The following is a 22,724-nucleotide window of genomic DNA, read 5'->3' on the forward strand; positions in this document are numbered from 1 at the left end:
TTCCCCATCGATCCACCTGCAGCACGGCTCTGTCACCAGGAAGCTAGGCAGCGAGCCATACATCCGGGCCGAAGAGTTCGTAGTGGATACGCTCGGCCGGGATGCCGGCTTCCAGCGCCTGGTTGCGCATTGCATGCATGAATGGCAGCGGGCCGCACAAGTAGACCTGGGCATTCCCGGTCAGTGCGCCGGCGAGATCCATGTAGCCGGACGTGGCGTTCAGCCCCTCCGGCAATTCCCCGCGTTCGAACCAGGTGCCGATGGTGGCTTCTGGCAGCTTGCCGATGGATTCGAGCATCTGCTCGCGCAATGGCCAGGCGGTGGCCGTCTGGTCTGCGTGCAGCACGGTGACCTTGCGGGTGGAGCCGCGTGCGGCCAGGGTCTGCAACGCGGCCGCACTCGGGGTGCAGCCGATTCCGGCGGTGGCGATCACCAGCGGCGAGCCATCGTCATCGATGACCAGGTCGCCATACGGATTCGATAGCTCCACCACGTCGCCGAGTTTCAGGCCATGGTGGATCACCGGGGAGAATTCGCCGTTCACATCCAGTTTGACCGTGACGGTGCGGCGGTCGGTTCGCTCGATGTCGCCGCTCAAGGTGTACTGGCGGACCTGGCGCAGGCCGTCGGCCATCGGCATGCGGACCGAAACGAATTGGCCCGGCTTGGCGACGGTGGCAGGGGTCCGGTCAGCTGGCTCGAAGCTGAAGCAGACCGAATCAACGCCGGTTTCGATGCGCTCGACAAGCTTCCACGGGGTGTAGATCTCGGCGTTGGCCTGCTGCGCGTACAAGCCTTTCTCGATCTTGACCAGCGCGTGGGCCATCAGCCAGTAGACCTCGGTCCAGGCCTCGGCGATCTGCGGAGTCAGCGCCTCGCCCAGGTCTTCGGCGATGGCGTCGAAGAGGTGCTTGTAGACGATGGGGTACTGCTCCTCGGCGACACCGAGGGAAGCGTGCTTGTGGGCTACGCGCGCGAGCATGGTTTCCGGAGTGGTGCCCGGGTACTTGACCAAGTAGGTTGCGAAGACTGCGATGGATCCCGCCAAGGCCTGCTGCTGGGTGCCGTTCTTCTGGTTCGAACGGGAGAAGATTCCGTCGAGCAGTTCCGGGTGAGCGGTGAACAGGCGGTTGTAGAAGTTCGGGGTAATGCTGGAAATGCGCTCTGCGATGATTGGCAACGTGGCTTCAACGACCGGGAAGGACTTCGTGGACAGCATCGGGTCTCCTTGGAGTAGGCGATAACTTGTATTCCAGATACAAGATTTATGATTCATTTCTACGCCTAGTAGAAAAGGATTGCAAATCCACCGGCCGGTATTCGTAACAGAAATCGGCGATGCGACCCCCGGGGGCCGCAGGGGAATCAGGAAAGGGCGCGCACCGTAGGGAAGGGGAGCGCCGTGAAGGGCATCGCGGATGATGCCGGGCAGATGTCCTGGATGGTCAGCGGGTCCAGTGAAGCGTAGAAAGCTTCGCGGGCCTGCCGGAAGACTGCCCGCAAGCGGCAGCTGCCCGAAAGCGGGCAGTTGGATTGCGCGTCATGATCGGAGCAATCCACAATATCGGTGCGCTTGTCCAACTTGCGCAGCAGTGAGCCGAGGGAAAAATCCAGTGCTCCATCGCTCAGCTGCGCGCCGCCATTGCGGCCGCGGGTGACCTGCAGGATTCCCAGCGTGCGCAGTTCCAGGACGGCTTTGGCAACGTGGTTGTAGGGAACCCCCACGGACTCGGCGATCTGGCGGCTGGTCAGTTGCCCGGTGCCGGGCGTTGCAAGGACCATGACGGTTCGCAAGCATACGTCGGTGAAGGCACTGAGTTTCATGATTCCTACTTTACGTGGGAAAAGCCTTCCGGGGTCAGCAGAGTGACTATGCCGACCCCGGAATCACCAACTGCGGTCTAGAGCGCGTTGGCCCAAATGGCTTCCGCCGACTCTGCCGCTGGCTCGTCGAAGATCCATTCGCCGCCTGGCTCTGCAGGCATGGTGTACGGCTGCACGATGGCCAAGGCCGCACCGACACGGTGCTCGGCCACAATGTGGATGGCGTCCTGGTCGTTTTCCTGGAGCAGCACATCCGAGGCGACGGCGATCGCCTGGAAGTGGGTGCCCTGCTGGTTCAGCACCTGCATCAGGTCCGCAACCATGGCTTCGGTGTCGATGTCGGCTTCCGGATCCTCAGGATCATCCGTTGGCGGAACAGCGATCAAGCGCAGCTCCGGCTCGTCTTCCTCTTCCTTCGGCTCCAGCGCGATCGCAAAAGGCAGGAACACGCCCTGCTCTTCGAGCTGTTCGCGGGCCACGCCCAGGGCGGTGCCCAAGACCTTGTTCAGCGCGTCCTTGACGCCCTCATCCAGTTCTTCGAGGTTCATGTCTTCCCTTTGCTAGTTGGTGACGTTCTTTTCACGCACGATAGCCAGAACGGCATCGCGGATGGGCTCAATGATTTCTGCGGTCCGGCCTTCGCCGTTGAAACGCAGGAATGGTTCGGTATTCGATGGGCGCAGATTGATCCACCAGCTGCCATCGGCCGCTGAAATGGTCGTGCCGTCCATGGTGATCACTTCTACTGGCTGGTCTTGGAAATGCGACACGACCCGGGCAGTAGCACCTGCCTTGTCCTCGACCTCTGAATTGATTTCACCGGTGGCAGCGTAGGGTTCGTATTCGGCACCCAGCTCGGAGAGCGGCAGTTCCTGCTCGCCCAAGGCGGCCAGCACATGCATGGCAGCGAGCATGCCGGTATCGGCATTGTAGAAGTCGCGGAAGTAGTAGTGGGCGGAATGCTCGCCTCCGAAGACCGCGCCCTGGGAAGCCATTTCAGCCTTGATGAAGGAGTGGCCTACGCGGGTCATCACCGGAACGCCACCGGACTTGGCGACGAATTCAGGCACTGCCTTGGAAGTGATCAAGTTGTGGATGATCACCGGGGACTCTTCGCCAGCTGCCTGCACACGGGCGATTTCGCGCACCGCGACCAGTGCGGTGATAGCCGAAGGGGACAGCGGCAGCCCGCGCTCGTCGATCACGAAGCAGCGGTCGGCATCGCCGTCGAAAGCCAGGCCGAGATCGGCCCCATGCTCCAATACTGCGGATTGCAGGTCCTTGAGGTTTTCCGGTTCCAGCGGATTGGCCGGGTGGTTGGGGAAAGTGCCATCCAGCTCGAAATACAGCGGGACAATTTCGAGCGGCAGCTCAGCGAGCACCGTGCCCCCAAGAACTGCAGGGGTAGTCATGCCGCCCATACCGTTACCGGCATCCACCACGATCTTCAGCGGACGAATGCCCGACAAGTCCACCAATTCTCGCAGGTAAGCTGCATAGTCGGCCAGCACGTCGCGCTCGCTGATGCTGCCCTGCGGGGCGTCACCGGAGACCGGCAGTCCCTCGTCAAGGTACTGCTGGGCCAGGTCGCGAATGTCGAAAAGACCGGTAGCCGAAGAAATCGGGCGGGCGCCAGACTTGGACATCTTGATGCCGTTGTACTGGGCGGGATTGTGGCTGGCGGTGAAGACAACACCGGCGGCATTGAGCTTGCCCGATGCGAAGTACAGCTCATCGGTGGAGATCAATCCGAGCATGATCACGTTGGCGCCGCGGTAGGTGGCGCCACGAGCGAAGGCTTGGGCGAATTCTGCGGAAGACGGGCGCATGTCACCGCCAACCAGTACTTCCTTGCCGGACAGGGACAGGACGTCGACAAAGGCCGCGCCGATGGCTTCAATTGCTTCGGCATCCAGGTTCTCGCCGACTACGCCGCGTACGTCGTAGGCCTTAAAGCTCTGATTAAGATCAATTTCTTCACTCACGCCTTTCAGCCTACCGGTTTGACTGATTCAAATCATTGAGAACTAGGCGATTGCGGATGGGAAATGCCTAACATTTCAGCTATTTTCCCCTGCCGGCACCGCAGCTTGCGAGAGCTCATCCACAATTAGCGGACGCCACGGGCTAAATCGTGGGCAGGAACTGAAATACTGGAGGCATGGATGGCTCAACGCAAGTGGATCTGAAAACGCTGGCACTGCAGAAACTGCGCGCACTGGTGCAAAACCCGGACGCGCAGTTCCATGATGGCCAGTATGAAGCGATCAGCGCACTGGTGGCCGAGCGGCGCCGCGCACTGGTCGTCCAGCGTACCGGCTGGGGCAAGTCCGCCGTGTACTTCATCGCTTCCCTGCTGCTGCGAGAACAGGGCTACGGGCCAACACTGATCGTTTCCCCGCTGCTGGCATTGATGCGCGACCAGGTTGCGGCCGCGGAGCGTGCTGGAGTCCGCGCTGCGGCCATCAATTCGGCCAATGTGCTCGAATGGCGTGAAATCCTCGAAAAGCTGCAACGCAATGAGCTCGATGTGCTGCTGGTGTCCCCGGAGCGTTTGAACAATCCATCCTTCCGCGAGCAGCAGTTGCCGATGTTGATGCAGCGCTTGGGCCTGCTGGTCATCGACGAGGCGCACTGCATTTCGGACTGGGGCCACGATTTCCGCCCGGATTACCGCCGCATCCGGGACCTGATCGCCCGATTGCCTCAGGGCCTCCCGGTTTTGGCGACCACTGCAACAGCGAACAGCCGAGTAGTCCAGGACGTTGCCGAACAGCTGGCCGGCGGCACCGAGGAGGTCTTCACGCTGCGCGGCACCCTGGCTCGCGACTCGCTGCGCCTAGGTGTCCTGCGTCTGGCTTCGCCGCGCATGCAGTTAGCCTGGTTGCTCAGCCACATCGAGGACTTCAAGGGCTCGGGCATTATCTACACCCTGACGGTTTCTGCGGCCGAGGATATTGCTCGCCTGCTCAAGGATGCCGGGCACGAAGTTGCTGCCTACACCGGGCGCACCGATTTGGAAGAACGCGAACGCCTTGAACAAGCGTTGAAGAATAACGAAGTGAAAGCGCTGATCGCCACGAGCGCCTTGGGCATGGGCTTTGACAAGCCAGACCTCGGTTTCGTCTTGCACATCGGTGCCCCCAGCTCGCCCGTGGCCTACTACCAGCAGGTGGGCCGTGCCGGGCGTGGGAGCATCAACGCAGATGTCCTGCTGCTGCCCGGGCCTGACGACTCGGAAATCTGGGAATACTTCGCCACCAGCTCCATGCCGGACCAGATACGCGCCACCCAGGTGCTCGAGGCCTTGGCCAAGACCGACGGTGCGATGAGCGTCCCGGCGCTGGAAAGCGCCGTGAACCTTCGCCGCTCGCCACTTGAGCTGTTGCTGAAGGTGCTGGCCGTGGATGGTGCGGTGGAGCGTGTTGCCGGCGGCTGGATGCGCACCGACATGCCATGGACCTATGATGCCGATCGGTACAAGCGAGTGGCGCAGAGCCGGATCCATGAACAAAACCTCATGGTCAGTTACGAGAACACTCGCGGATGCCGCATGCAGTTTCTGACCGACGCCTTGGATGATCCCCAGTCTGCTCCCTGCGGCCGGTGCGACAACTGCGCTGGCGTTTGGTTTGACGACCATATTCCTGACGATTCGAAGGACAGCGCGCAGGCGGCACTTGGACGGGTGGGAGTTCCTATTGAACCGCGCAAGCTGTACCCTTCGGGACTGGACCGGCTGGGGTACACGCTCAAGGGCAAAATCGCTATTGACGAGCAGGTGGCCACGGGCCGGGCGCTGGCTCGCCTGACCGACCTGGGGTGGGGCAACCGATTGCGCCAGCTCTTTGCCGACCCCACCGATTCCCCTATCGACAAGGCGATGTTCGATGCGTGCATCAAGGTGCTTGCCGAATGGAATTGGGAGGAACGTCCAGTGGGCGTTGTAGCCATGCCATCGAATAAGCGTCCCCAGCTGATCACCTCCCTTGCTCAGGGCCTAGCTGAGGTGGGGCGGTTGCGCTACCTGGGGCAGCTCGAATATCGCGGTGCTGGACCACAGAATGGCCCGGGCGGGAATTCCGCTTTCCGTGTGGCTGCGGTTGCCGATGCTTTTGAACTTCCAACGCAGCTCGAACAGCTCATTGCCGACGCTCCAGGGCCGGTGCTGCTAGTTGATGATCTGGTTGATTCCCGGTGGTCCATGGCGATGGCTGGGCGGGCCCTGCGCATCGCCGGCGCACCGGGTGTCATGCCTTTCACTTTGGGCGTAGCCGGGTAATCGCACAGTTAAACAAAGTAGTCTGGAAGTATGGAATTTCTCATCTGGCTCGTTGTCCTCATCGCAGTGATTGCCCTGGGCTACTTCGGTCTGCAAGCGCTGCGCAAGAAGAACACTGCGCAAATCGCGCAGGCGATTTCCCGTGAAGCAGCGCAGGCGGCAAACGCGAGGCTGGATGATGCTTCACGCAATTCGGTGTACCGCAATCTGGCCAAGGGCGACGTCATGGGCGCGGTCAAGGATTTCCGCGCTGCTACTGGCGACTCGGTCAAGGATTGCGTGATTGCAGTACGCAGCCTCGACAAGTACCCGCAGACAGCCCCTGCCAAGGAATTGCCGAATGATGATGCAGAGATCAAGGCTTTGAGCGACAAACTCGAAGCTCAAGTTGAGCGCGAAGATCGTGAAGCGGCCGCCACTGCCGCAGAGGATGCCACACCAGCACCTGCCGATGACACTTGGGTTGTACCCCAGGAATGGAGCGAGCAGTTCAGTTCCCTTCAGGAACCAAGTGCTACGCACTTCAAGATGGCGTTCGAACTTGATGGCGAGAACCGCGAATTTTCCAGCGAACAACTGCCGGCAAATGAATACGACCAGCTATTCTCCATGCTGCGGGATTCCAATTTTGAAGAAGCGGCAAAGATCCTGCACGGCTATACGGATCTGCCGGTCGAAGACCTGGAACGCATGATCGCGACGTCTCCCATGTCTGGCGCGAGCGCCAACGGCAATATTGCAGACTTCCGCTTTGAAGGCCAGGGCCCGGATGGTCCAGTGCATTTCGATGCTGCCGAACTTCCAGAAGCTGACCGCGAAGCGCTCTTCGACGCAATCGCCGATACCGATCTGGACCGGATGTCGGAAATCATTGTTCGCCACACCTCGTTGCCAGAGGATATCGTGCAGAACATGCTGCGGACCTTCGTTAAGCGCGACGACCAGTAGCGGAGAAACTGCTGTCCTGGAGTTTTGAAAATCCCCCGGATTCACCGAAAAATCGGTGAACCCGGGGGATTTACCGTATTCGGAACGTTCTCGTCGAAAAAGTGCCATATGAACGAAAAACCCCCTACCTGAGTAGGGGGTTCTTGGCGGACACGGGGGGATTTGAACCCCCGGTCGAGTTTTAGCCCGACCCTTCATTAGCAGTGAAGTCCATTCGGCCGCTCTGGCACGTGTCCATCCGCTGTTTCCAGCAGAATCTAGCCTACCCGAAGATGGGCGCGTGTTCCAAAACGAGAGAGCTAACGCACCTGTCGCCACAGGAATTCGTAGCTGGTCGCCAGCATTTTGGCGGTTGACTCGTTATCCGTTGACCCGGCATGGCCACCGCCCTGTGGCTCGTGGTACCGCACATTGGCAATGCCCAGATCCATCATTTTGGCTGCCATGATGCGTGCCTGCGAAGGGCCGACACGGTCATCAGAAGTCGTGGTCCAAATCAACGAGGCCGGATAGTCATTGGCTGGATGAGGCTGGTCGGTGAGTCGATGCACGGGGGAGAAAGTCCGCAGGAAGTCCCAGTCCCCGGGAACCTGCGGGTCGCCGTACTCGGCAATCCAGGAATGGCCGGCAGCTAGCTGCGTGTAGCGCTGCATGTCCAATAGCGGGACGCCGCAGGAAATTGCTCCGAACAAGTGCGGGTAGCCAGAGATCATATTGCCCATGAGCAACCCGCCGTTAGAACGCCCTGTCGCGGCCAAATGCACGCGGGACGTCACCCGGCGAGCCACCAGGTCCTGGGCGATGGCTGCGAAATCCTCGTAGGCACGATGGCGCTTTTCACGCAGGGCAGCACGATGCCAATCCGGCCCGTACTCGCCACCACCGCGAATGTTGGCCATGACGTATACCGGTTTGCGGCCCTCAACGTTACGCCGCGATAACCAACCGGTTCCCATGGCGGCTGCATAGCCAGGAGTCATGCTGTGCTGGAAACCGCCGTAGCCGTCCATCAGCACCGGGTTCTTCCCATCGTGAACCAAGTCGGATGCCGCGACTTGGAAATATGGAACCCTGGTGCCGTCCGCAGAGGACGCAAAATGCTGGGTGACTTCAAAACCACCGGCATCAAAGCGATCCGGCGATTTCTTCACGACCTTTGCTGCCGAACCAACTGTGCCGCGCAACAAGGTAGTAGGGGTAATGAATCCGGTGATGGTCATCCAATAGTCATCGCCATGCTCCGGGTCCTCATCATCAACGGCTCCCACCGAGACGCTGAGCATTGGATCCTTCAGCGGCATGTCCGACTGGCTGAAATGATCTGCGAGATCAATAATGCGCACTTGCGAAGCCACATCACACAATACGGTGAGCAGCAGATAATTGGCGGTAAAGCTCAGTGATTCCAGCGCAGTGTGCGCATCCGGGACGAAGAGAACCTTCTCGATGCTGCCGGACTCGAGGAATCTATCCAGCCGGGCGATAGCCAATGAACCCGCAGCGATCTTCTGGCCCTGGTGTTCCCAATTGGTTTGGGGAGCAAAGATGACCCACTGCCGGTGCAGGCTGACCTGCACATCGGTTGGAACATCGATCAGATGGTGTTCCCCGTCGATGAGGACACCGGCATTGGAATTGTAGAAGTCGATGGCATCAGTGGTGACCACGCGTTCGAATCCCGGAGTCGAATCGAAGTAGCCGAAGGCTGCGACATGTTCTCTATCGACTTGGAAGAGAATTGGCGCTTCTTCGATCTCCATGCCGCGGCTGAGCCTTCGCAGGGTATTCGCGTAGGTCGAACGGGTCGTGAACTGCTCGCTGCTGGCGGAACCGACAAGCAAGGTATCGTGGTCAATCCACGAGGCTTGGGTCTTCGCGACGGGAACGTCGAAACCGCCGGCAACGAAGCTCTTGGAGGTCAGATCGAATTCGCGAATGCGCACCTGGTCGCCGCCGTCAGGACTCAAGCGAAGCAGGGCCCGCTGGTAGGCGCCACCGGCCGCTGGACGCAGGAGTGCTGAACCAGCGAAATGCCATTCGTGGCCTTCCAGCTGCGCATGCAGGTCAAGATCCAATAGGATTTCCCACTGCGGGTCGTCGCTGAGGTAGGAATTCCAAGTGGTGCGACGCCAAAGTCCAAGACGATGGGCGGAATCGCGCCAGAAGTTGTAGTAGTGATCGCCACGCTTGGTCACCATGGGAATGCGGTCTTGGGCATCCAGGACCGTTTTGATCCGCTCCGCAGTAGCATGGAACGAGTCGTCGTACAGCTCGGACTCGGTACGCTGGGTCTGATCCCGCACCCATTCGAGTGCCGTTTCGTCGTGAATTCCTTCAAGCCAGGAATACGGATCAGCGCTTGCAACCTCAGAATCATGCTCAGTCATGGCCATAGTCTATGCGTCTGGCCCATGCCCTGTTCCAAAGGTAATAACCTAGAGGAGTGAACAGCGAGATAGCAACACCAAAGAACGAGTTCAGCCTGGCCCTTGTCGGGGCAGGCCCACGCGGCACGAGCGTGGTTGAAAGACTCGCTAACTTGGCGTTGAAACTCCCGGCCCAAGGCACCGTTCTGAAAGTTACGGTCTTTGATCCGTTCCCTCCGGGCTCCGGCCACGTGTGGAACCCGAAACAGTCGGAGCATTTCCTGATGAACACCCCGTCATCATTTCCGACAGTGGCCCCCGAACGGTTGGGCGATGAACCGGGGTTGAGCTTTCGCCAGTTCGTCGCACTGCGCGGCGATGGACGCAAGCTCACCGATGAGCATGCCAAGCTGATCGGGCAAATTGAACCCGGCTCCTATCCGTCACGCGCAATCTATGGCGAGTACCTCGAGCACGTGTATGAGCGCAGCGCAGCGATACTTGCCACCCACGAGAATTTCAGCATCGAACATGTAGCCGCAGAAGTCGTTGCGGTCCGCCCCGTCGGCAACGCCTATCAGATCGATTTCCGCAGTAACCTGGAGGGTGCCGAAACCCGTCAGCTGGCCGCTGACGCTGTGGTGCTGGCCTTGGGCCACCAGCCGGCAGAACTGAACCCATGGCAGAAGCAGCTCAAGGAAGCTGCCTCCCAAGCCGGGGCCACCTACCTGCCACCGAATGTTCCAGCGGACCTCGACTACTCCCAGTTCAAGGAAGGCCAGCCTGCGTTGATCCGCGGGTTGGGCTTGAATTTCTTTGACGGCATGGTCGAGCTGACGGCAGGCCGCGGCGGGATTTTCCGTGAGGCCAGCACCGAGCCGGGGCATCGCCTGCAGTACATCGGCTCAGGCCGGGAGCCGGCACTGATCGTAGCTTCGCGCCGCGGTACCCCCTACTGGGGCAAGCCAGTAGTGGAGCAGTTCATTCCTGATGAAATTGAACTACGCTACTTCGACGTTCCGGAACTCATCGGGCGCCTTGCCGAAGCACGCGCCACCAACCCTGCCTCCTCCTTGGTGTTCTCACGCCATATTTGGCCCAAACTGCACCGGGACATCTTGTTCGCCTACTACAGCACCTGCGCTCGCGCGCATGGTGCCCCGGAAGGCCTCGATGAGCGAGAATTCGTTGATCAGCTCGACGCGATCCTCTCTGCGGAGCACCATGAAGGAAGCCAAGTGTGGCTTAGCGAACTGCGCAAGTTCGTCGGGCAGTTCCCGCAGTTGCAGTGGCTCGATGTGCCAAAGCTGGCAAGGCCATTTGAAGAACTCGGGTTCAGCTCCGATGAGCAATACCAGCAGGCAGTACGCGACTACCTCGTGGGCAATGCCCGGCACAGCACCGGCGGGCTAGAAGACCCGTTGTCATGCGCCATCATGACGATGAATGCCGGACGCATGCTGGTCAAGGAGCTGATTGCTTCCGGCGTGATCGACGAGCAGTCGCGCATTGAAGAAATCCAAGCGCACTTCGAACCACTGGTCGAAGGACTGTCCTCAGGCCCGCCGCTCGAACGCATTGAACAGCTGCTGGCGCTCTCGCGCGCCGGGATAGTAACCTTCCTTGGTCCGGACCCGGAGTTCGGCTTCGACGAGGTTTCCGAGCAATTCACCGCATCCTCGCCCTGGGTAGATGCGGAGGTGCACACTGCGAAGACCATGTGCGAAGCGATGATGCCCAGTAACCGCGTGCTGCAAAATAACGCGGCGCTGATAAAGCAGCTCTTGGGAGATCACGTAGCGCGCGTGCACACTTGGAAGAACACGGAAGGCGAAAGCCTGCCTGGATCCGGTTTCGACGTGGTCGGTGAACCATACCGTCTGGTCAACAGCGATGGGCTGGCGCACCGCGGGCTATTCGTGCTGGGATTGCAATTGTCATCAGCGCAGTGGGGGACCGCTATTGCCGCGCAAGCGGGCGACCTGCGCCACCCCGCGGCCCGAACCTTGCAAGACGCAGCCAACGTAGTGAACGAAGTGGCTCGCCTGGCGGGGCTGATCGCCAACGAAAGATTAAGCGCGGAGCAGTATTAAGCAGTTTGGCGGGCTGATCCAAGGATCAGCCCGCCAAACTCGAAAAGCGCGGATGGTATGGGATTTGAACCCATGAGACGGGGTTGCCGCCTACTGGTTTTCAAGACCAGCTCCTTCGGCCGCTCGGACAACCATCCAACCCGAAAAAGTATACGGCATGAACCCCTGTTGAAAGGAATTGAAGGCCATGAACGACGTTATGAACGCCTATATCTACAACCGTGCCGGTGGGCCAGAAGTCCTTGAACTGGTCCAACGGCCAATGCCGGTCCCCGCAGCTGGGGAAGTGCTGGTCAAGGTCGAGGCCTTCGGACTGAACCGCGCGGATGTGCAGCAGCGCAAGGGAGTGTATCCGCCACCTCGCGGAGCCAGCGATATCCCCGGGCTGGAAGTCTCGGGCAGCATCGTGGAGATCGGCGATGGCGTCAGCGGATGGAAACCGGGAGCGCGAGTTGCCGCCCTGCTCGCTGCTGGCGGGTATGCGCAGTACGTCAATGTTCCGGCAGAACTGCTCATCGAAATCCCTGGAACGGTTTCGAGCATCGAAGCCGCCGGGTTGCCGGAAGTCGCCGCCACCGTGGTCTCCAACCTCTTCATCGAAGGCGGACTAGGCCAAGACCAGACGCTGTTGATCCATGGCGGAGCCGGCGGCATCGGCTCCATGGCCATACAGCTCGCCAAGGCCGCTGGCGCCCGCGTCATCGTCACCGCTTCCTCGGCAGAGAAATTGGACTACTGCCGTGCCCTCGGCGCCGACGAGGGAATCAACTACCGGGAAGAGGACTTTTCTGCACGCGTCAAGGAACTGACCGACGCCAGGGGCGTGGATCTGATCCTGGATGTCGTGGGCGCCAAATACCTGGGGGAGAACGTCAAGGCGCTCGCCGTCGGCGGACGGATGGTAGTCATCGGACTGCAAGGCGGAGCCAAGGGAGAACTGAACTTGGGCCTGCTGATGAGCAAGCGGGCGCGGATCATCGGCACAACTTTGCGTTCCCGCCCGCTGCATGAGAAGGCGGAGATCGTTCGCCAGACCATTACCCGCGTGATGCCGCTGCTGGAACAGGGGAAACTGGCACTGAACGTCACCAAGGCCTTTGGATTCCCGGAGCTGGCCGCTGCCCACGAATACTTCGATTCCGGTGAACATACGGGAAAAGTTGTCATAGAGGTTTAAAGCAGCGGGAAACCAGTTGTAAGGTGACTCAGTAGTCATTAATGCGTGACTAGCCTAATAACCGCTGGTCGCGCACATCACTTGCACTGTTCCTAGGAGGTTGCTCGATTTGAGTACCCAAAATACCTTGCCACCAGCGGGTGTCGATCCTGAGGTTGCCGAACGCGAAGAAAAGCGTTGGACCCCCGCCAAGATCGCCATCTGGGTTGCCATCGCGCTGGTCGGCGGAATCGCATGGTCGATTCTCGCCTTCTCGCGCGGGGAAACCATCAATGCCATCTGGTTCGTCTTCGCCGCTGTTGCGACCTACCTGATTGCCTACCGCTTCTACTCGAAGTTCATCGAGCGCAAGATCGCCAAACCGGATGATTTCCGGGCCACCCCGGCCGAATCGGTCAATAACGGCCGTGACTTCGTTCCCACCGATCGCCGCGTGCTCTTCGGCCACCACTTCGCCGCCATCGCAGGCGCCGGTCCGCTGGTTGGACCGATCCTCGCAGCGCAGATGGGCTATTTGCCAGGCACCATCTGGATTATCGTGGGCGTGGTGCTGGCCGGGGCGGTCCAGGACTATCTCGTCATGTTCTTCTCCATGCGCCGTGGCGGACGCTCGCTGGGCCAGATGGCCCGCGAAGAGCTGGGCCTGATCGGCGGCACCGCTGCCCTGATCGCCACCCTGGCTATCATGATCATCATTACCGCCATCTTGGCGCTGGTGGTCGTCAACGCACTGGGCGAGTCCGCTTGGGGTGTCTACTCGGTGGGCCTGACCATCCCTATCGCCTTGTTCATGGGCATCTACCTGCGGTTCATCCGCCCGGGCAAGGTCCTGGAAATCTCCATCATCGGCTTCGTGCTGCTGATGTTCGCGATCATCTCCGGCCGCTGGATTGCCGAGTCTGCGTGGGGTGCCGAGTTCTTCCACCTGGATCGCACCACCATCGCCTGGGCCATCATCATCTACGGCATCATCGCCGCGGTGCTCCCGGTATGGCTGCTGCTGGCTCCTCGCGACTACCTGTCGACTTTCATGAAGATCGGCGTCATCGGCCTGCTGGCCGTGGCGATCATCGTCGTCCGCCCGGAAATCGATGTTCCGGCCTTCTCCGAGTTCGCTGGCCGTGCCGATGGCCCGGTCGTTGCCGGGCACATCTTCCCATTCCTGTTCGTGACCATTGCCTGCGGTGCGCTGTCGGGCTTCCACGCACTGATCGCCTCGGGCACCACCCCGAAGCTGGTCGAGAAGGAAAAGCAAACCCGCTTCCTGGGCTACGGCGGCATGCTCATGGAGTCCATGGTCGCCATCATGGCGCTGGTTGCAGCGATTTCCATCGACCGCGGCATCTACTTCGCGATGAACTCCTCGGCTGCCGCTACCGGTGGCACGGTGGAAACCGCGGCGGCATTCGTGAACTCGCTGGGTTTGGCCGGCGTTAGCCTGGATCCAAACCAGCTGACCGAACTTGCCAATAACGTGGGCGAGAGCTCGGTTGTCTCGCGTACCGGTGGCGCTCCGACCCTGGCTGTGGGCATTGCGCACATCATGCACCAGTGGTTCGGCGGCACCGCGATGATGGGCTTCTGGTACCACTTCGCGATCATGTTCGAGGCACTGTTCATCCTGACCGCGGTTGACGCCGGTACCCGTGTTGCGCGCTTCATGCTGCAGGACACCATCGGCAACTTCTTCCCGAAGTTCAAGGACACCTCGTGGCGTCCGGGCGTGTGGCTGTGCACGTTGATCATGGTTGCCGGCTGGGGCTACATCCTGATCCTCGGCGTGACAGATCCCCTGGGCGGCATCAACACCTTCTTCCCGCTGTTCGGCATCGCCAATCAGCTGCTGGCTGCGATAGCGCTGGCCGTGGTGATGACCATCATCGCCAAGCAGAACAACTTCAAGTACCTGTGGGTCGTGGCTCTGCCGCTGGCCTTCACCGTGGTGATCACCTTCGTCGCGAGCTGGCAGAAGATCTTCTCCGCAGATACCAAGGTGGGCTACTTCGCCAACCACAACGCCTACAAGGAAGCTCTGGCCAATGGCGAGACTTCCCTCGGCTCGGCGGGCAGCGTCGAAGCCATGGAGGCCGTGGTCCGCAACACCGGTGTCCAGGGCTGGCTGTCCGTGGTCTTCCTGGTACTGACCGCCATCGTGCTGGTTTCGGCGGTTGTCGCAACCGCCAAGGCCAAGCAGAGCGGTGGTGGCAACAGCACCGAGGATCCTGCCGTGCCATCGAAGATGTACGCACCCGCCGGCTTGATCTCGTCGCCTGCCGAAAAGGAACTTGAAAAGGCTTGGAAGCAAATCCCTGCCGAAGCCCAAGTCCAGCGAGGCGGCCACTAGCCATGGCGACGCTTTTGGAACGCCTGGGGCAAGCCAAGAAGTTTGTCGACGGGGTGCTCGGGGCCGACAAGTACCAGCACTACCTGGAACACCACGAACGCAATCATCCTGGCGCCAAGCCAATGACCGAGCGCGAATTCTGGAAGGACTACACCGACTGGCAGGAAAAGAATCCTGAAGGGCGTTGCTGCTGAACGCGACTGGTACCGGCCGTGAGAACCATTGGCGAAAGCGGATGGGGCTCGCGGCCGGTTTCGTTTTATGTCGACCCCGCTGCCGGGAACACTGCGGTGATCCCGGTAGGCTAGAACCAGTAATTCATCGGAAACCACCGGCAGAGAAGTGTAATGGCGTTCTTTTCACGACTGCGCGCTGAGCGTGCTGCTGCTCGCGAACTTGGCGAGGGCGTCTGGCGTCGCGCCCATGACCGTTTCCAGCGGTCATTGGACCGGGTCTTCCAGGTGGTAGAGGGCATCAATGATGACCAGGTTTACAACCAGCTGGTCCGAGAAGCCAATGAGATGGCTGTGCTGTTGCCGACCGTGCGCCAGCTTTGCTGTGCGGCGCATCGGATCACCCCGAGCAATGACGACACGATCCCGCAGCTGACCTCTGCGGCGCATCGTTCGCTGACTAAGGCCGCCAACGATTTGGCGACGACCGCACAGGTCGTAGCGATGATGCGCATGCAGGCCGAAGCCGGCAAGCCGATCGATATCGAAGCCGTGCGCCATCGTGCCATGCTGGTGAAAGAAGACGTCAGCCGGGCCGTGCAATTGCTCGCTTCCAGCGAATAATTGGGTTTTCCCGATCGCTCGCGTGGTGTTCCACCGCGCAGGGCGCATCAGTGGACTAAATTAGTTGCATGACCCAAACAATTCCTGAACTGAAGTTCCTTGACGGAAACACCATCGACCAGCTTGGCTACGGCGTCTGGAAGGTCGCCGACGAGGACGCGGAAGCAGTCGTTGGCCAGGCCATCGACGCCGGCTACCGCCACATCGACACCGCACGCATCTATGGCAACGAAGCTGGTGTCGGCCGCGCAGTTGCAGCCAGCACCGTGCCGCGCGAAGACCTCTTCATCACCACCAAGGTCTGGAACTCGGACCAGGGTTTCGAGAAGACCCTCGCCGCAGCGGATGCCTCGCTGGAACGGCTCGGCCTGGAATACGTCGACCTGTACCTGATCCACTGGCTGCAGCCCAAGCGCGGCACCTACGTGGACACCTGGAAGGCACTGATCCAGCTGCAGAAGGACGGCAAGGCCAAGTCCATCGGCGTTTGCAACTTCACCAAGGAAGCACTGGAAGAGCTCTACACCGAAACCGGCGTCCGCCCGGTGATCAACCAGGTCGAAACCCATCCGTACTTCCCGCAGGGCGAGCTGCGCGCCTACGAGGCCGAGCACGGCATCCTGCACCAGTCCTGGTCCCCGCTGGGCCACGGCGGCGAACTGCTCAGCGACCCAGTGCTGGTGGAGATCGCCAAGAAGCATGAAGCATCGGTGGCGCAGGTAGTCATCGCGTGGCACCTGGCGGTAGGCAACGTGGTCATCCCGAAGTCGACCACCGAATCGCGCATCGTCGAGAACTTCGAATCGCTGAACGTGCATCTGGACGAGGAAGATCTGGCTGCCATCGCTACCCTGGACCGCGGAGCGGAAGGCCGTATCTCGGCTGACCCGGCAACCGCCGACTTCGAGTAAAAAAGCTAGGCAGAACAGAAGGCTCCCGGTTTCTTCCGAAACCGGGAGCCTTCTGCCGCAACTGCCTTGTGCCTGGCCTCTAGCAGTCCGGTACGGTTGGTGCAGCGAACAGCGTATCGACGCCTTCGGCGTACAGAACCGAGTCAGGAGCTCGATCAGCGAGAGTGGCGAAACCGGCGGCACGCAGCAGTCCATCGTCGAATTCAACGAGTTGTGCAGGTTGCAGCGGCCACGATTCATGGTGGTTCCGGCAGTGCAAGGTGCGCCCAAGATGCCGCTGGTGGAACGCCCACTGTGCCGATAGCGCGATGGCGGTCTGCGAACCCGGGGTAATTGGATCGGCACTGGCAGAAGCTTCTACCGGACGCACGACGATGCGGGAACGTGCGCTCGGATTTCCGATGCGCCGTGTTGCATAGCTGATCGTGCCGGCCTTCTTCAGGATCTTCATGGACGACCACTGGTACTTCAACCCGAAGACTGCCCGCGCCATGAGCACAGGTAGCAGGCGTGTTGCTTCAAGGCTCAGGAATACCACTGCGCGGCGTCCTTGATTATCAACGGAATAGAGGCGCACATTGATCTCCGGGAAGTCACCCAACCACGGAATCGCAGGACCGGAGAAGAACGCACTGCGCGACATCTGGAAAGCGACGAGGCCCACCCAAGCGCTGCCGGCGACAATATCTGGCCGGCATCCTTCGGGCATGTACGGCGCCACCTCATCCGGGCTAACCCGCCAATGCAGGAACGCTACTTCGCTCCACCGTTGGCGCATGATCGCGTTGCCGCCTAGCGATGGCGGTTCAGGGGAGTACTGCAAGGATTGCATCAGTTTGGAATTCCTTGGAAATTGCTGTCGAAGGCTTATACCGCTATTGCCGGTCGCGAACCAGGATCGATGATCTGCTGATCGCGGAGTGAAGAATCGTTTGCCGGCTCTGGCCTAATTGAATATCCAAAAGCGCCGTTGGGCAAGATGCGGGATAAGAATGGACTGCGTGGGAATCGAAGACCCCGGGACCAGTCATGAAAATCCATTGAAAATTGCGAAAACCCCGGAATCATGCGGCAAGCGCGATTCCGGGGTTTTCTTCACAACGAGCCCCCTGCCGGATTTGAACCGGCGACCTGCTCTTTACGAGGGAGCTGCTCTACCCCTGAGCTAAGGAGGCCTGTACCTGCAAACAGGCACCACGTCACTTTATCCGAGGAATTGTCTGAACGTCAAAACGGCGATGACATCATCAAGCCCAATCAGCACCGGGTGCCGGCTTCGGGGACTTTGCCGTCAATCAGGTACTTATCCACCGCTTTGGTAATGCATTCATTGGAGCGTCCATATGCGGTGTGGCCATGGCCTTCATAGGTCAGCAGGGTCGCGTTATCCAGCTGCTGCGCCAATGCCTCAGACCATGCGTAGGGGGTAGCTGGATCGCCGACGGTGCCAATGACGAGGATCTCATTCGAGCCTTCCGCGTCGAGGACCTCAGGCTTGCCAGTGGCATCGTGGTCCCAGGCCTCGCAGGTGATGCCGCCGTAGGCGAGATACTTGCCCAAGGTCGGGGCCGCACGCATCAACTCTGTTGCTTCGGCCTGCATCGCTTCTGGACTGGCGTCCATTGGACGGTCCAGGCAATTGATGGCGGTGAAAGCATCGGTGGAATTCGATGCATACGTGCCGTCGCCCTCGCGGTCCGCCGAGAGATCCGCGAAGCCGAGGATCATATCCACATCCGCGTCGTTGACGGCAGCGTTCATCGCATCGGTCAAAATGGGCCAGCTGGAATCGTCATACAGCGGCAAGATGAAGCCGTTGATGAAGTCGATGATCGGCACTGCACGCCCGTCGCTGGCAGTCATTGGTTCGTTCTCCACCTGCGCAAAGAACTGCTGCAGCTGCACCTTGGCCTCTTCAACGGTTCCAGTGAACGGGCACTCACCGCTTTCAAGGCAATTGGCGAGCCACGCGTCGATCTCCTTCTCGAAGCCAACGGCCTGGGCCAAGGTGAGGTCCGAAGCTGTGCTGGTTGGATCCATGGCGCCATCGAGTACGAAGCGACCCACATTCCGAGGGAACAAATCAGCGTAGGTTGCTCCGAGGAAGGTTCCATAGGAGAAACCGAGGTAGTCCAGCTGTGCATCACCGAGCACAGCACGGATCACGTCCATGTCCTTCGCTGCCGAAACGGTATCGACGTGGCTTAGGAGATTGCCGGTATTGGACGCGCAGTCAGCTGCGTAGTCCTCGGTATCCTCGACAATTTCGTCCTGGTCTTCAGGAACCCAAGCCCGCAGGTTTTCCTGGCGTCCCTCATCGGTCTCGGCACCGCTTTGGCAGGTGACCGGGGAGCTTTCTCCCACGCCTCGCGGATCGAATCCGATGACGTTGTAGGCGCGCTGCAGGTCAGCGCTGAACATGCCTGGTACCGAGGACGCCACCAGATCCAGGCCGGATCCGCCTGGGCCGCCGGGGTTTACCAGCAGATTGCCTGTCGCTCCGTCCACTGCGCGGCGGTTCAACGCCAGATCAATGCTCTCGCCTTCGGGATCGGCATAGTCCAGCGGAACCTCTATGGTGGCGCATTCGATGATGCTGCCGCATTCTTCCCAATCGAGGTCTTGGCTGTAGAAGGATTCCAATCCTTGCGGCGTACTGGCGTTGGGCGCGGACTGCGACGCATCCGATGCGCCGGACTGCGAATCCGCTGTAGTGGAAGAGCAGCCGGCCAGGGTCAAAGCCAGAGCGGTCCCCACTGCGGCCAAGCGCATCATCGGTGAGCGTGCAGGCACTTTTAGTGTCTCCTTGTGATGGGTTAACGGCGTCCCGGCTGCGGCAGCAAACGGGTCATGAGTGCTTCCAGGGCCATGAGCTGGTTGACGTTGGCAGCCAAGCGGCTGCGCGTTTCATTGATGGCATCAAGCTGGGCCAAGGACTTCTCGCTGGACTGTTCCGCTGCGAAACGTTCGAGCTGCTCGCGCAGGTGCTCGTTGATCAGCTCAATTCCGGTTTTCAGCTGGATGCTCAAAACATCGCGGAAGAATGTGGTCAGGTCTGTCAGGGTACGGTCCAAGGCATCGAAAGCCGCACGCCGAGCGAATCGCTTGGCATCATCCTCCAGCGCCTTGAACTGTCCACGCAATCCAGCGGGGATGTTCTCCTCTGGACCCAAGCCGTTGGCGTGGCGCAGCTGGGCAATCTTGTTCTGCAGATCGGTGCCGGTAATGTTCTCGGCACGCTCGCTGGCCAGTTTGGAAATTTCTGCGGCAGCGGCCATCGCCTGCGGCAAGGTGGTGGTGCGCAACGGCAGGGTAACGACTTTTTCACGCTGGATGCGTGCTTGCTCGTCACGGGCCAGCAAACGGGCTACGCCAATGTGGGACTGTGAGACACGGGCAGCGAACAGCGCCTGTTCCGGTTCCAGCCCGTCACGGCGCACCAGAAGATCCGCAACATCCTGGGTGGACGGCACGGAGAGATTTACCGCGCGGCACCGTGATCGAATGGTCACCAGGACATCTGCAGGAGACGGGGCGCTCAGGATCCAGATCATCTTGGCGGGCGGTTCTTCAATGGCCTTGAGCAGCACGTTGGTGCTGCGCTCGGACATGCGGTCGGCATCTTCGATGATGATGATGCGCCAGCGGCCGGTGCCAGCACTTTCCTGTGCACGGGTAATCAGATGGCGGACGTCAGCGATCTGGTACTCGAATTTGTCGGTGGATACGAAGGACACATCCGGGTGCTCCGAATTCATGACCATTTTGCAGTTGGCGCACTGCCCGCAGCCGGCCGGGGCCTGGGTGCACTGCAAAGCTGCCGCGAAAGCCCGCGCCGCGGTGGTACGGCCCGATCCCGGGGGACCGGTCACCAGCCAGGCATGGGTCGGGTTGCCGCGATCAACCTCAGCGGTCAACGTGGCAATGACACGTTCCTGCCCGGCAAGTTCTGCGAAGACCGGCCGGGTCACAGCAGGCCTGCCAAATGCTGCGCAACCGACTGGTGCAGCTGCTCCACGCTGGCGGTGGCATCCAGGACCAGATAGCGCTGCGGATCACGGGTCGCCAAGTCGAGGAAGGCGTTGCGGATGCGTTCATGGAAATCATCCGGCTCGGATTCCAAGCGATCCGAATCCTCCACGCCGCCGCTGGCCGCAATGCGCCGGGCACGTCCTTGCGCGGCGGAGATATCAAGAATGATGGTGGCATCCGGCTTCAGTCCGCCGGTTGCGAAGTCGTTGATCGATGCGACGGCATCAAAGCCGAGGGCACGGCCCATGCCCTGGTAAGCCAGCGAGGAATCAACGAATCGGTCGCAGATGATGTGGGTTCCGGCATCCAGCGCGGGGGAGATGACCTGCTGGACATGGGCGGCACGCGCCGCCGAGTAAATCAGGGCCTCGGTACGGGCATCGATCTCGCCGTGGCCGTGTTCGAGCACCAAGGAACGCAGCTCTTCGCTGATCTGGGTTCCGCCTGGCTCACGGGTAGTGGTGACCTTGGCGCCACGGGACTCCAGCCACTGCTGGGCCAGGGCGACCTGCGTGGACTTCCCAGCGCCGTCACCGCCTTCAAAAACGATGAACAAGCCACGGGTTGGGGTACTCGATTCGATACTCACCCCACTAGCCTATCCAAGGACATTTAAAGATGTGCGTTGCAACGGCAGGATGTGCAACGAAAATGCACCCAGTGTGGTGGATCAGTCAGATGAAATGTAGTGAAATCCACCGGCTGGCAGCGTCAAAGGAAGCGTAGAGTTTTTTCCATGAACCCCCGCACCGCAGAATCAGGCGCCAATCCGGCCTGGGATCCGAAAACTTTGCTCGTTGCCGGTGGGCGTCCGGCCCATGGGTACGATGCTCCAGTCAACCACCCGGTGACCTTCACCTCGACCTACCACTCCAAAGGCCAGGCGGTGCCGGGTGAACGCGTATATGCGCGCTTCTCCAATCCGACCTGGGATCCGTTTGAAGAAGTACTGGGCCAGCTCGAAGCGGCAACGCTGCCTGCCCTGGTGTTCTCCTCGGGCATGGCAGCTATTGCCGCCGCACTGAGCATCGTGCCAGAGGCCGGCGTGCTGGTGATGCCGCAGCATTCCTATAACGGTTCGCTGGCGTTGAGCGCAGAGCTGCAAGAGGCGGGACGGCTGCGCATTCGCCCGGTGGATATTGCCAACACCGAAGAAGTGCTCGCTGCCTTGGAGGGGGCCGATGTGCTCTGGGTGGAATCGCCAACCAATCCGATGCTGGAAGTTGCCGACCTGCCGACCCTGCTGGCTGCCGCCAAAGCGAAGAACGTCGTGAGCATCGTGGATAACACCTTTGCCACCCCACTGCTCCAGCAGCCGCTGGTCCACGGTGCCGACCTTGTAGTGCACTCGGTGACCAAGTACCTGTCGGGCCACTCGGACGTGATCATGGGCGCGCTGGTCACCAGCGACGAGCAGCTCCACAGCCGCCTGCATGGGTACCGGACCTTGCATGGCGCGATCGCCGGCCCGATGGATACCTTCCTCGCATTACGCGGGGTGCGCACCATGGCCGTGCGCCTTCAGCGTTCGCAGTCAAACAGCCAGGTGCTGGCAGAACGCCTCGCGGCACATCCCAAGGTGCACGCCGTACGCTACCCGGGACTGCCCAACGATCCGGGCCACGCACGCGCTGCGGAACTCATGGGCGGGTTTGGGTCGGTGATCGCCTTTGAAGCGGGAAGCACCGCCGAAGAAGCAGACCGGGTACTGGAAGCCTTCCAGCTCATCACCGGCGCTACCTCGCTTGGAGGCGTGGAGTCCCTGGCCGAGCGCCGGGCCCGCCACGCTTCGGAGCCGGCCAGCGTCCCGGCCAGCCTGATCCGACTGTCAGTAGGCATTGAAGAGGTGGAAGACCTCTGGGCCGATCTGCAGCAAGCGCTGGACCGGCTTTGATGCCCGCGGGCGCTGATTTCCGCGCGTGGCACAGCGCCCATCATTTGCGCCAAAAA

Annotated in this window: 18 protein-coding genes and 3 tRNA genes; 9 read left to right on the forward strand and 12 right to left on the reverse strand. The window is 60.6% G+C overall.

All coding sequences use genetic code 11. From position 1 onward, the window contains the following. Positions 1-43: 43 nt before the first annotated feature. The 4 genes from ACIOJF_RS14585 to ACIOJF_RS14600 form a co-directional block, all read right to left on the reverse strand. On the reverse strand, positions 44-1,219 hold the full coding sequence (locus tag ACIOJF_RS14585; protein ID WP_402741797.1) for a globin domain-containing protein: 1,176 nt from the start codon (positions 1,217-1,219) through the stop codon (positions 44-46). Between the two features lie 146 nt (positions 1,220-1,365). Next, complete coding sequence (locus ACIOJF_RS14590; RefSeq protein WP_105662496.1) at positions 1,366-1,824, reverse strand: Rrf2 family transcriptional regulator; 459 nt, start codon at positions 1,822-1,824, stop codon at positions 1,366-1,368. A 77-nt stretch (positions 1,825-1,901) separates the two neighbouring features. Beyond that, positions 1,902-2,372 carry a hypothetical protein gene (locus ACIOJF_RS14595; protein ID WP_105658802.1) on the reverse strand — a complete coding sequence of 157 codons (471 nt, stop codon included), beginning with the start codon at positions 2,370-2,372 and terminating at the stop codon, positions 1,902-1,904. Positions 2,373-2,384: 12 nt separating this feature from the next. Next, positions 2,385-3,818: a phosphomannomutase/phosphoglucomutase gene (locus ACIOJF_RS14600; RefSeq protein ID WP_166650881.1), complete on the reverse strand. Its 1,434-nt coding sequence runs from the start codon at positions 3,816-3,818 to the stop codon at positions 2,385-2,387. 167 nt (positions 3,819-3,985) lie between these two features. Between ACIOJF_RS14600 and ACIOJF_RS14605 the strand changes: the two genes are divergently transcribed. Both ACIOJF_RS14605 and ACIOJF_RS14610 read left to right on the forward strand, forming a co-directional pair. Next, a complete protein-coding gene (locus ACIOJF_RS14605) occupies positions 3,986-6,106 on the forward strand; it encodes an ATP-dependent DNA helicase RecQ (RefSeq protein ID WP_105662498.1) in 2,121 nt (706 codons plus the stop codon). A gap of 30 nt (positions 6,107-6,136) precedes the next feature. Then, on the forward strand, positions 6,137-7,054 hold the full coding sequence (locus ACIOJF_RS14610; protein ID WP_105658799.1) for a hypothetical protein: 918 nt from the start codon (positions 6,137-6,139) through the stop codon (positions 7,052-7,054). Between the two features lie 144 nt (positions 7,055-7,198). Here ACIOJF_RS14610 and ACIOJF_RS14615 read toward each other — a convergent pair. Continuing rightward, positions 7,199-7,290, reverse strand: a tRNA-Ser gene (locus ACIOJF_RS14615). A 63-nt stretch (positions 7,291-7,353) separates the two neighbouring features. Then, positions 7,354-9,441, reverse strand: coding sequence for a prolyl oligopeptidase family protein (locus tag ACIOJF_RS14620; RefSeq protein ID WP_402741798.1), 2,088 nt, complete (start codon positions 9,439-9,441; stop codon positions 7,354-7,356). A 56-nt stretch (positions 9,442-9,497) separates the two neighbouring features. Here ACIOJF_RS14620 and ACIOJF_RS14625 point away from each other — a divergent pair, with 56 nt between their 5' ends. Next, on the forward strand, positions 9,498-11,513 hold the full coding sequence (locus tag ACIOJF_RS14625; protein ID WP_402741799.1) for an FAD/NAD(P)-binding protein: 2,016 nt from the start codon (positions 9,498-9,500) through the stop codon (positions 11,511-11,513). Positions 11,514-11,562: 49 nt separating this feature from the next. On the opposite strand, the gene ACIOJF_RS14630 is transcribed toward ACIOJF_RS14625, so the two are convergent. Beyond that, positions 11,563-11,650 (reverse strand) — tRNA-Ser (locus ACIOJF_RS14630). Between the two features lie 62 nt (positions 11,651-11,712). Between ACIOJF_RS14630 and ACIOJF_RS14635 the strand changes: the two genes are divergently transcribed. The 5 genes from ACIOJF_RS14635 (at position 11,713) to ACIOJF_RS14655 (ending at position 16,742) form a co-directional block, all read left to right on the forward strand. Next, positions 11,713-12,690: an NAD(P)H-quinone oxidoreductase gene (locus ACIOJF_RS14635; protein WP_402741807.1), complete on the forward strand. Its 978-nt coding sequence runs from the start codon at positions 11,713-11,715 to the stop codon at positions 12,688-12,690. A gap of 109 nt (positions 12,691-12,799) precedes the next feature. Continuing rightward, a complete protein-coding gene (locus ACIOJF_RS14640) occupies positions 12,800-15,034 on the forward strand; it encodes a carbon starvation CstA family protein (RefSeq protein ID WP_388024215.1) in 2,235 nt (744 codons plus the stop codon). Positions 15,035-15,036: 2 nt separating this feature from the next. Next, positions 15,037-15,228, forward strand: a complete 192-nt coding sequence (locus ACIOJF_RS14645) for a YbdD/YjiX family protein (protein ID WP_073707480.1) — start codon at positions 15,037-15,039, stop codon at positions 15,226-15,228. Between the two features lie 153 nt (positions 15,229-15,381). Beyond that, positions 15,382-15,831 carry a hypothetical protein gene (locus ACIOJF_RS14650; RefSeq protein WP_105662501.1) on the forward strand — a complete coding sequence of 150 codons (450 nt, stop codon included), beginning with the start codon at positions 15,382-15,384 and terminating at the stop codon, positions 15,829-15,831. 68 nt (positions 15,832-15,899) lie between these two features. Further along, positions 15,900-16,742, forward strand: a complete 843-nt coding sequence (locus tag ACIOJF_RS14655; protein WP_105662502.1) for an aldo/keto reductase — start codon at positions 15,900-15,902, stop codon at positions 16,740-16,742. Positions 16,743-16,821: 79 nt separating this feature from the next. Here ACIOJF_RS14655 and ACIOJF_RS14660 read toward each other — a convergent pair whose 3' ends face one another. The 5 genes from ACIOJF_RS14660 to tmk all read right to left on the reverse strand — a co-directional run bounded on the left by ACIOJF_RS14660 (position 16,822) and on the right by tmk (position 21,363). After that, on the reverse strand, positions 16,822-17,574 hold the full coding sequence (locus ACIOJF_RS14660) for a YqjF family protein (protein ID WP_402741800.1): 753 nt from the start codon (positions 17,572-17,574) through the stop codon (positions 16,822-16,824). A gap of 271 nt (positions 17,575-17,845) precedes the next feature. Further along, positions 17,846-17,917 (reverse strand) — tRNA-Thr (locus ACIOJF_RS14665). A gap of 82 nt (positions 17,918-17,999) precedes the next feature. Then, complete coding sequence (locus ACIOJF_RS14670) at positions 18,000-19,535, reverse strand: alpha/beta hydrolase (protein ID WP_402741801.1); 1,536 nt, start codon at positions 19,533-19,535, stop codon at positions 18,000-18,002. A gap of 23 nt (positions 19,536-19,558) precedes the next feature. After that, positions 19,559-20,713, reverse strand: coding sequence for a DNA polymerase III subunit delta' (locus tag ACIOJF_RS14675; protein ID WP_332488258.1), 1,155 nt, complete (start codon positions 20,711-20,713; stop codon positions 19,559-19,561). Next, on the reverse strand, positions 20,710-21,363 hold the full coding sequence (tmk, locus tag ACIOJF_RS14680; protein ID WP_402741802.1) for a dTMP kinase: 654 nt from the start codon (positions 21,361-21,363) through the stop codon (positions 20,710-20,712). The genes ACIOJF_RS14675 and tmk overlap by 4 nt, the downstream gene beginning before the upstream one ends. Before the next feature lie 147 nt (positions 21,364-21,510). On the opposite strand from tmk, the gene ACIOJF_RS14685 reads away from it, so the two are divergent. Beyond that, positions 21,511-22,668 carry an aminotransferase class I/II-fold pyridoxal phosphate-dependent enzyme gene (locus tag ACIOJF_RS14685; RefSeq protein ID WP_332728479.1) on the forward strand — a complete coding sequence of 386 codons (1,158 nt, stop codon included), beginning with the start codon at positions 21,511-21,513 and terminating at the stop codon, positions 22,666-22,668. Positions 22,669-22,724 lie beyond the last annotated feature (56 nt).

The organism is Glutamicibacter sp. NPDC087831, assembly GCF_044742845.1.
In the GTDB taxonomy this organism is placed as follows: domain Bacteria; phylum Actinomycetota; class Actinomycetes; order Actinomycetales; family Micrococcaceae; genus Glutamicibacter.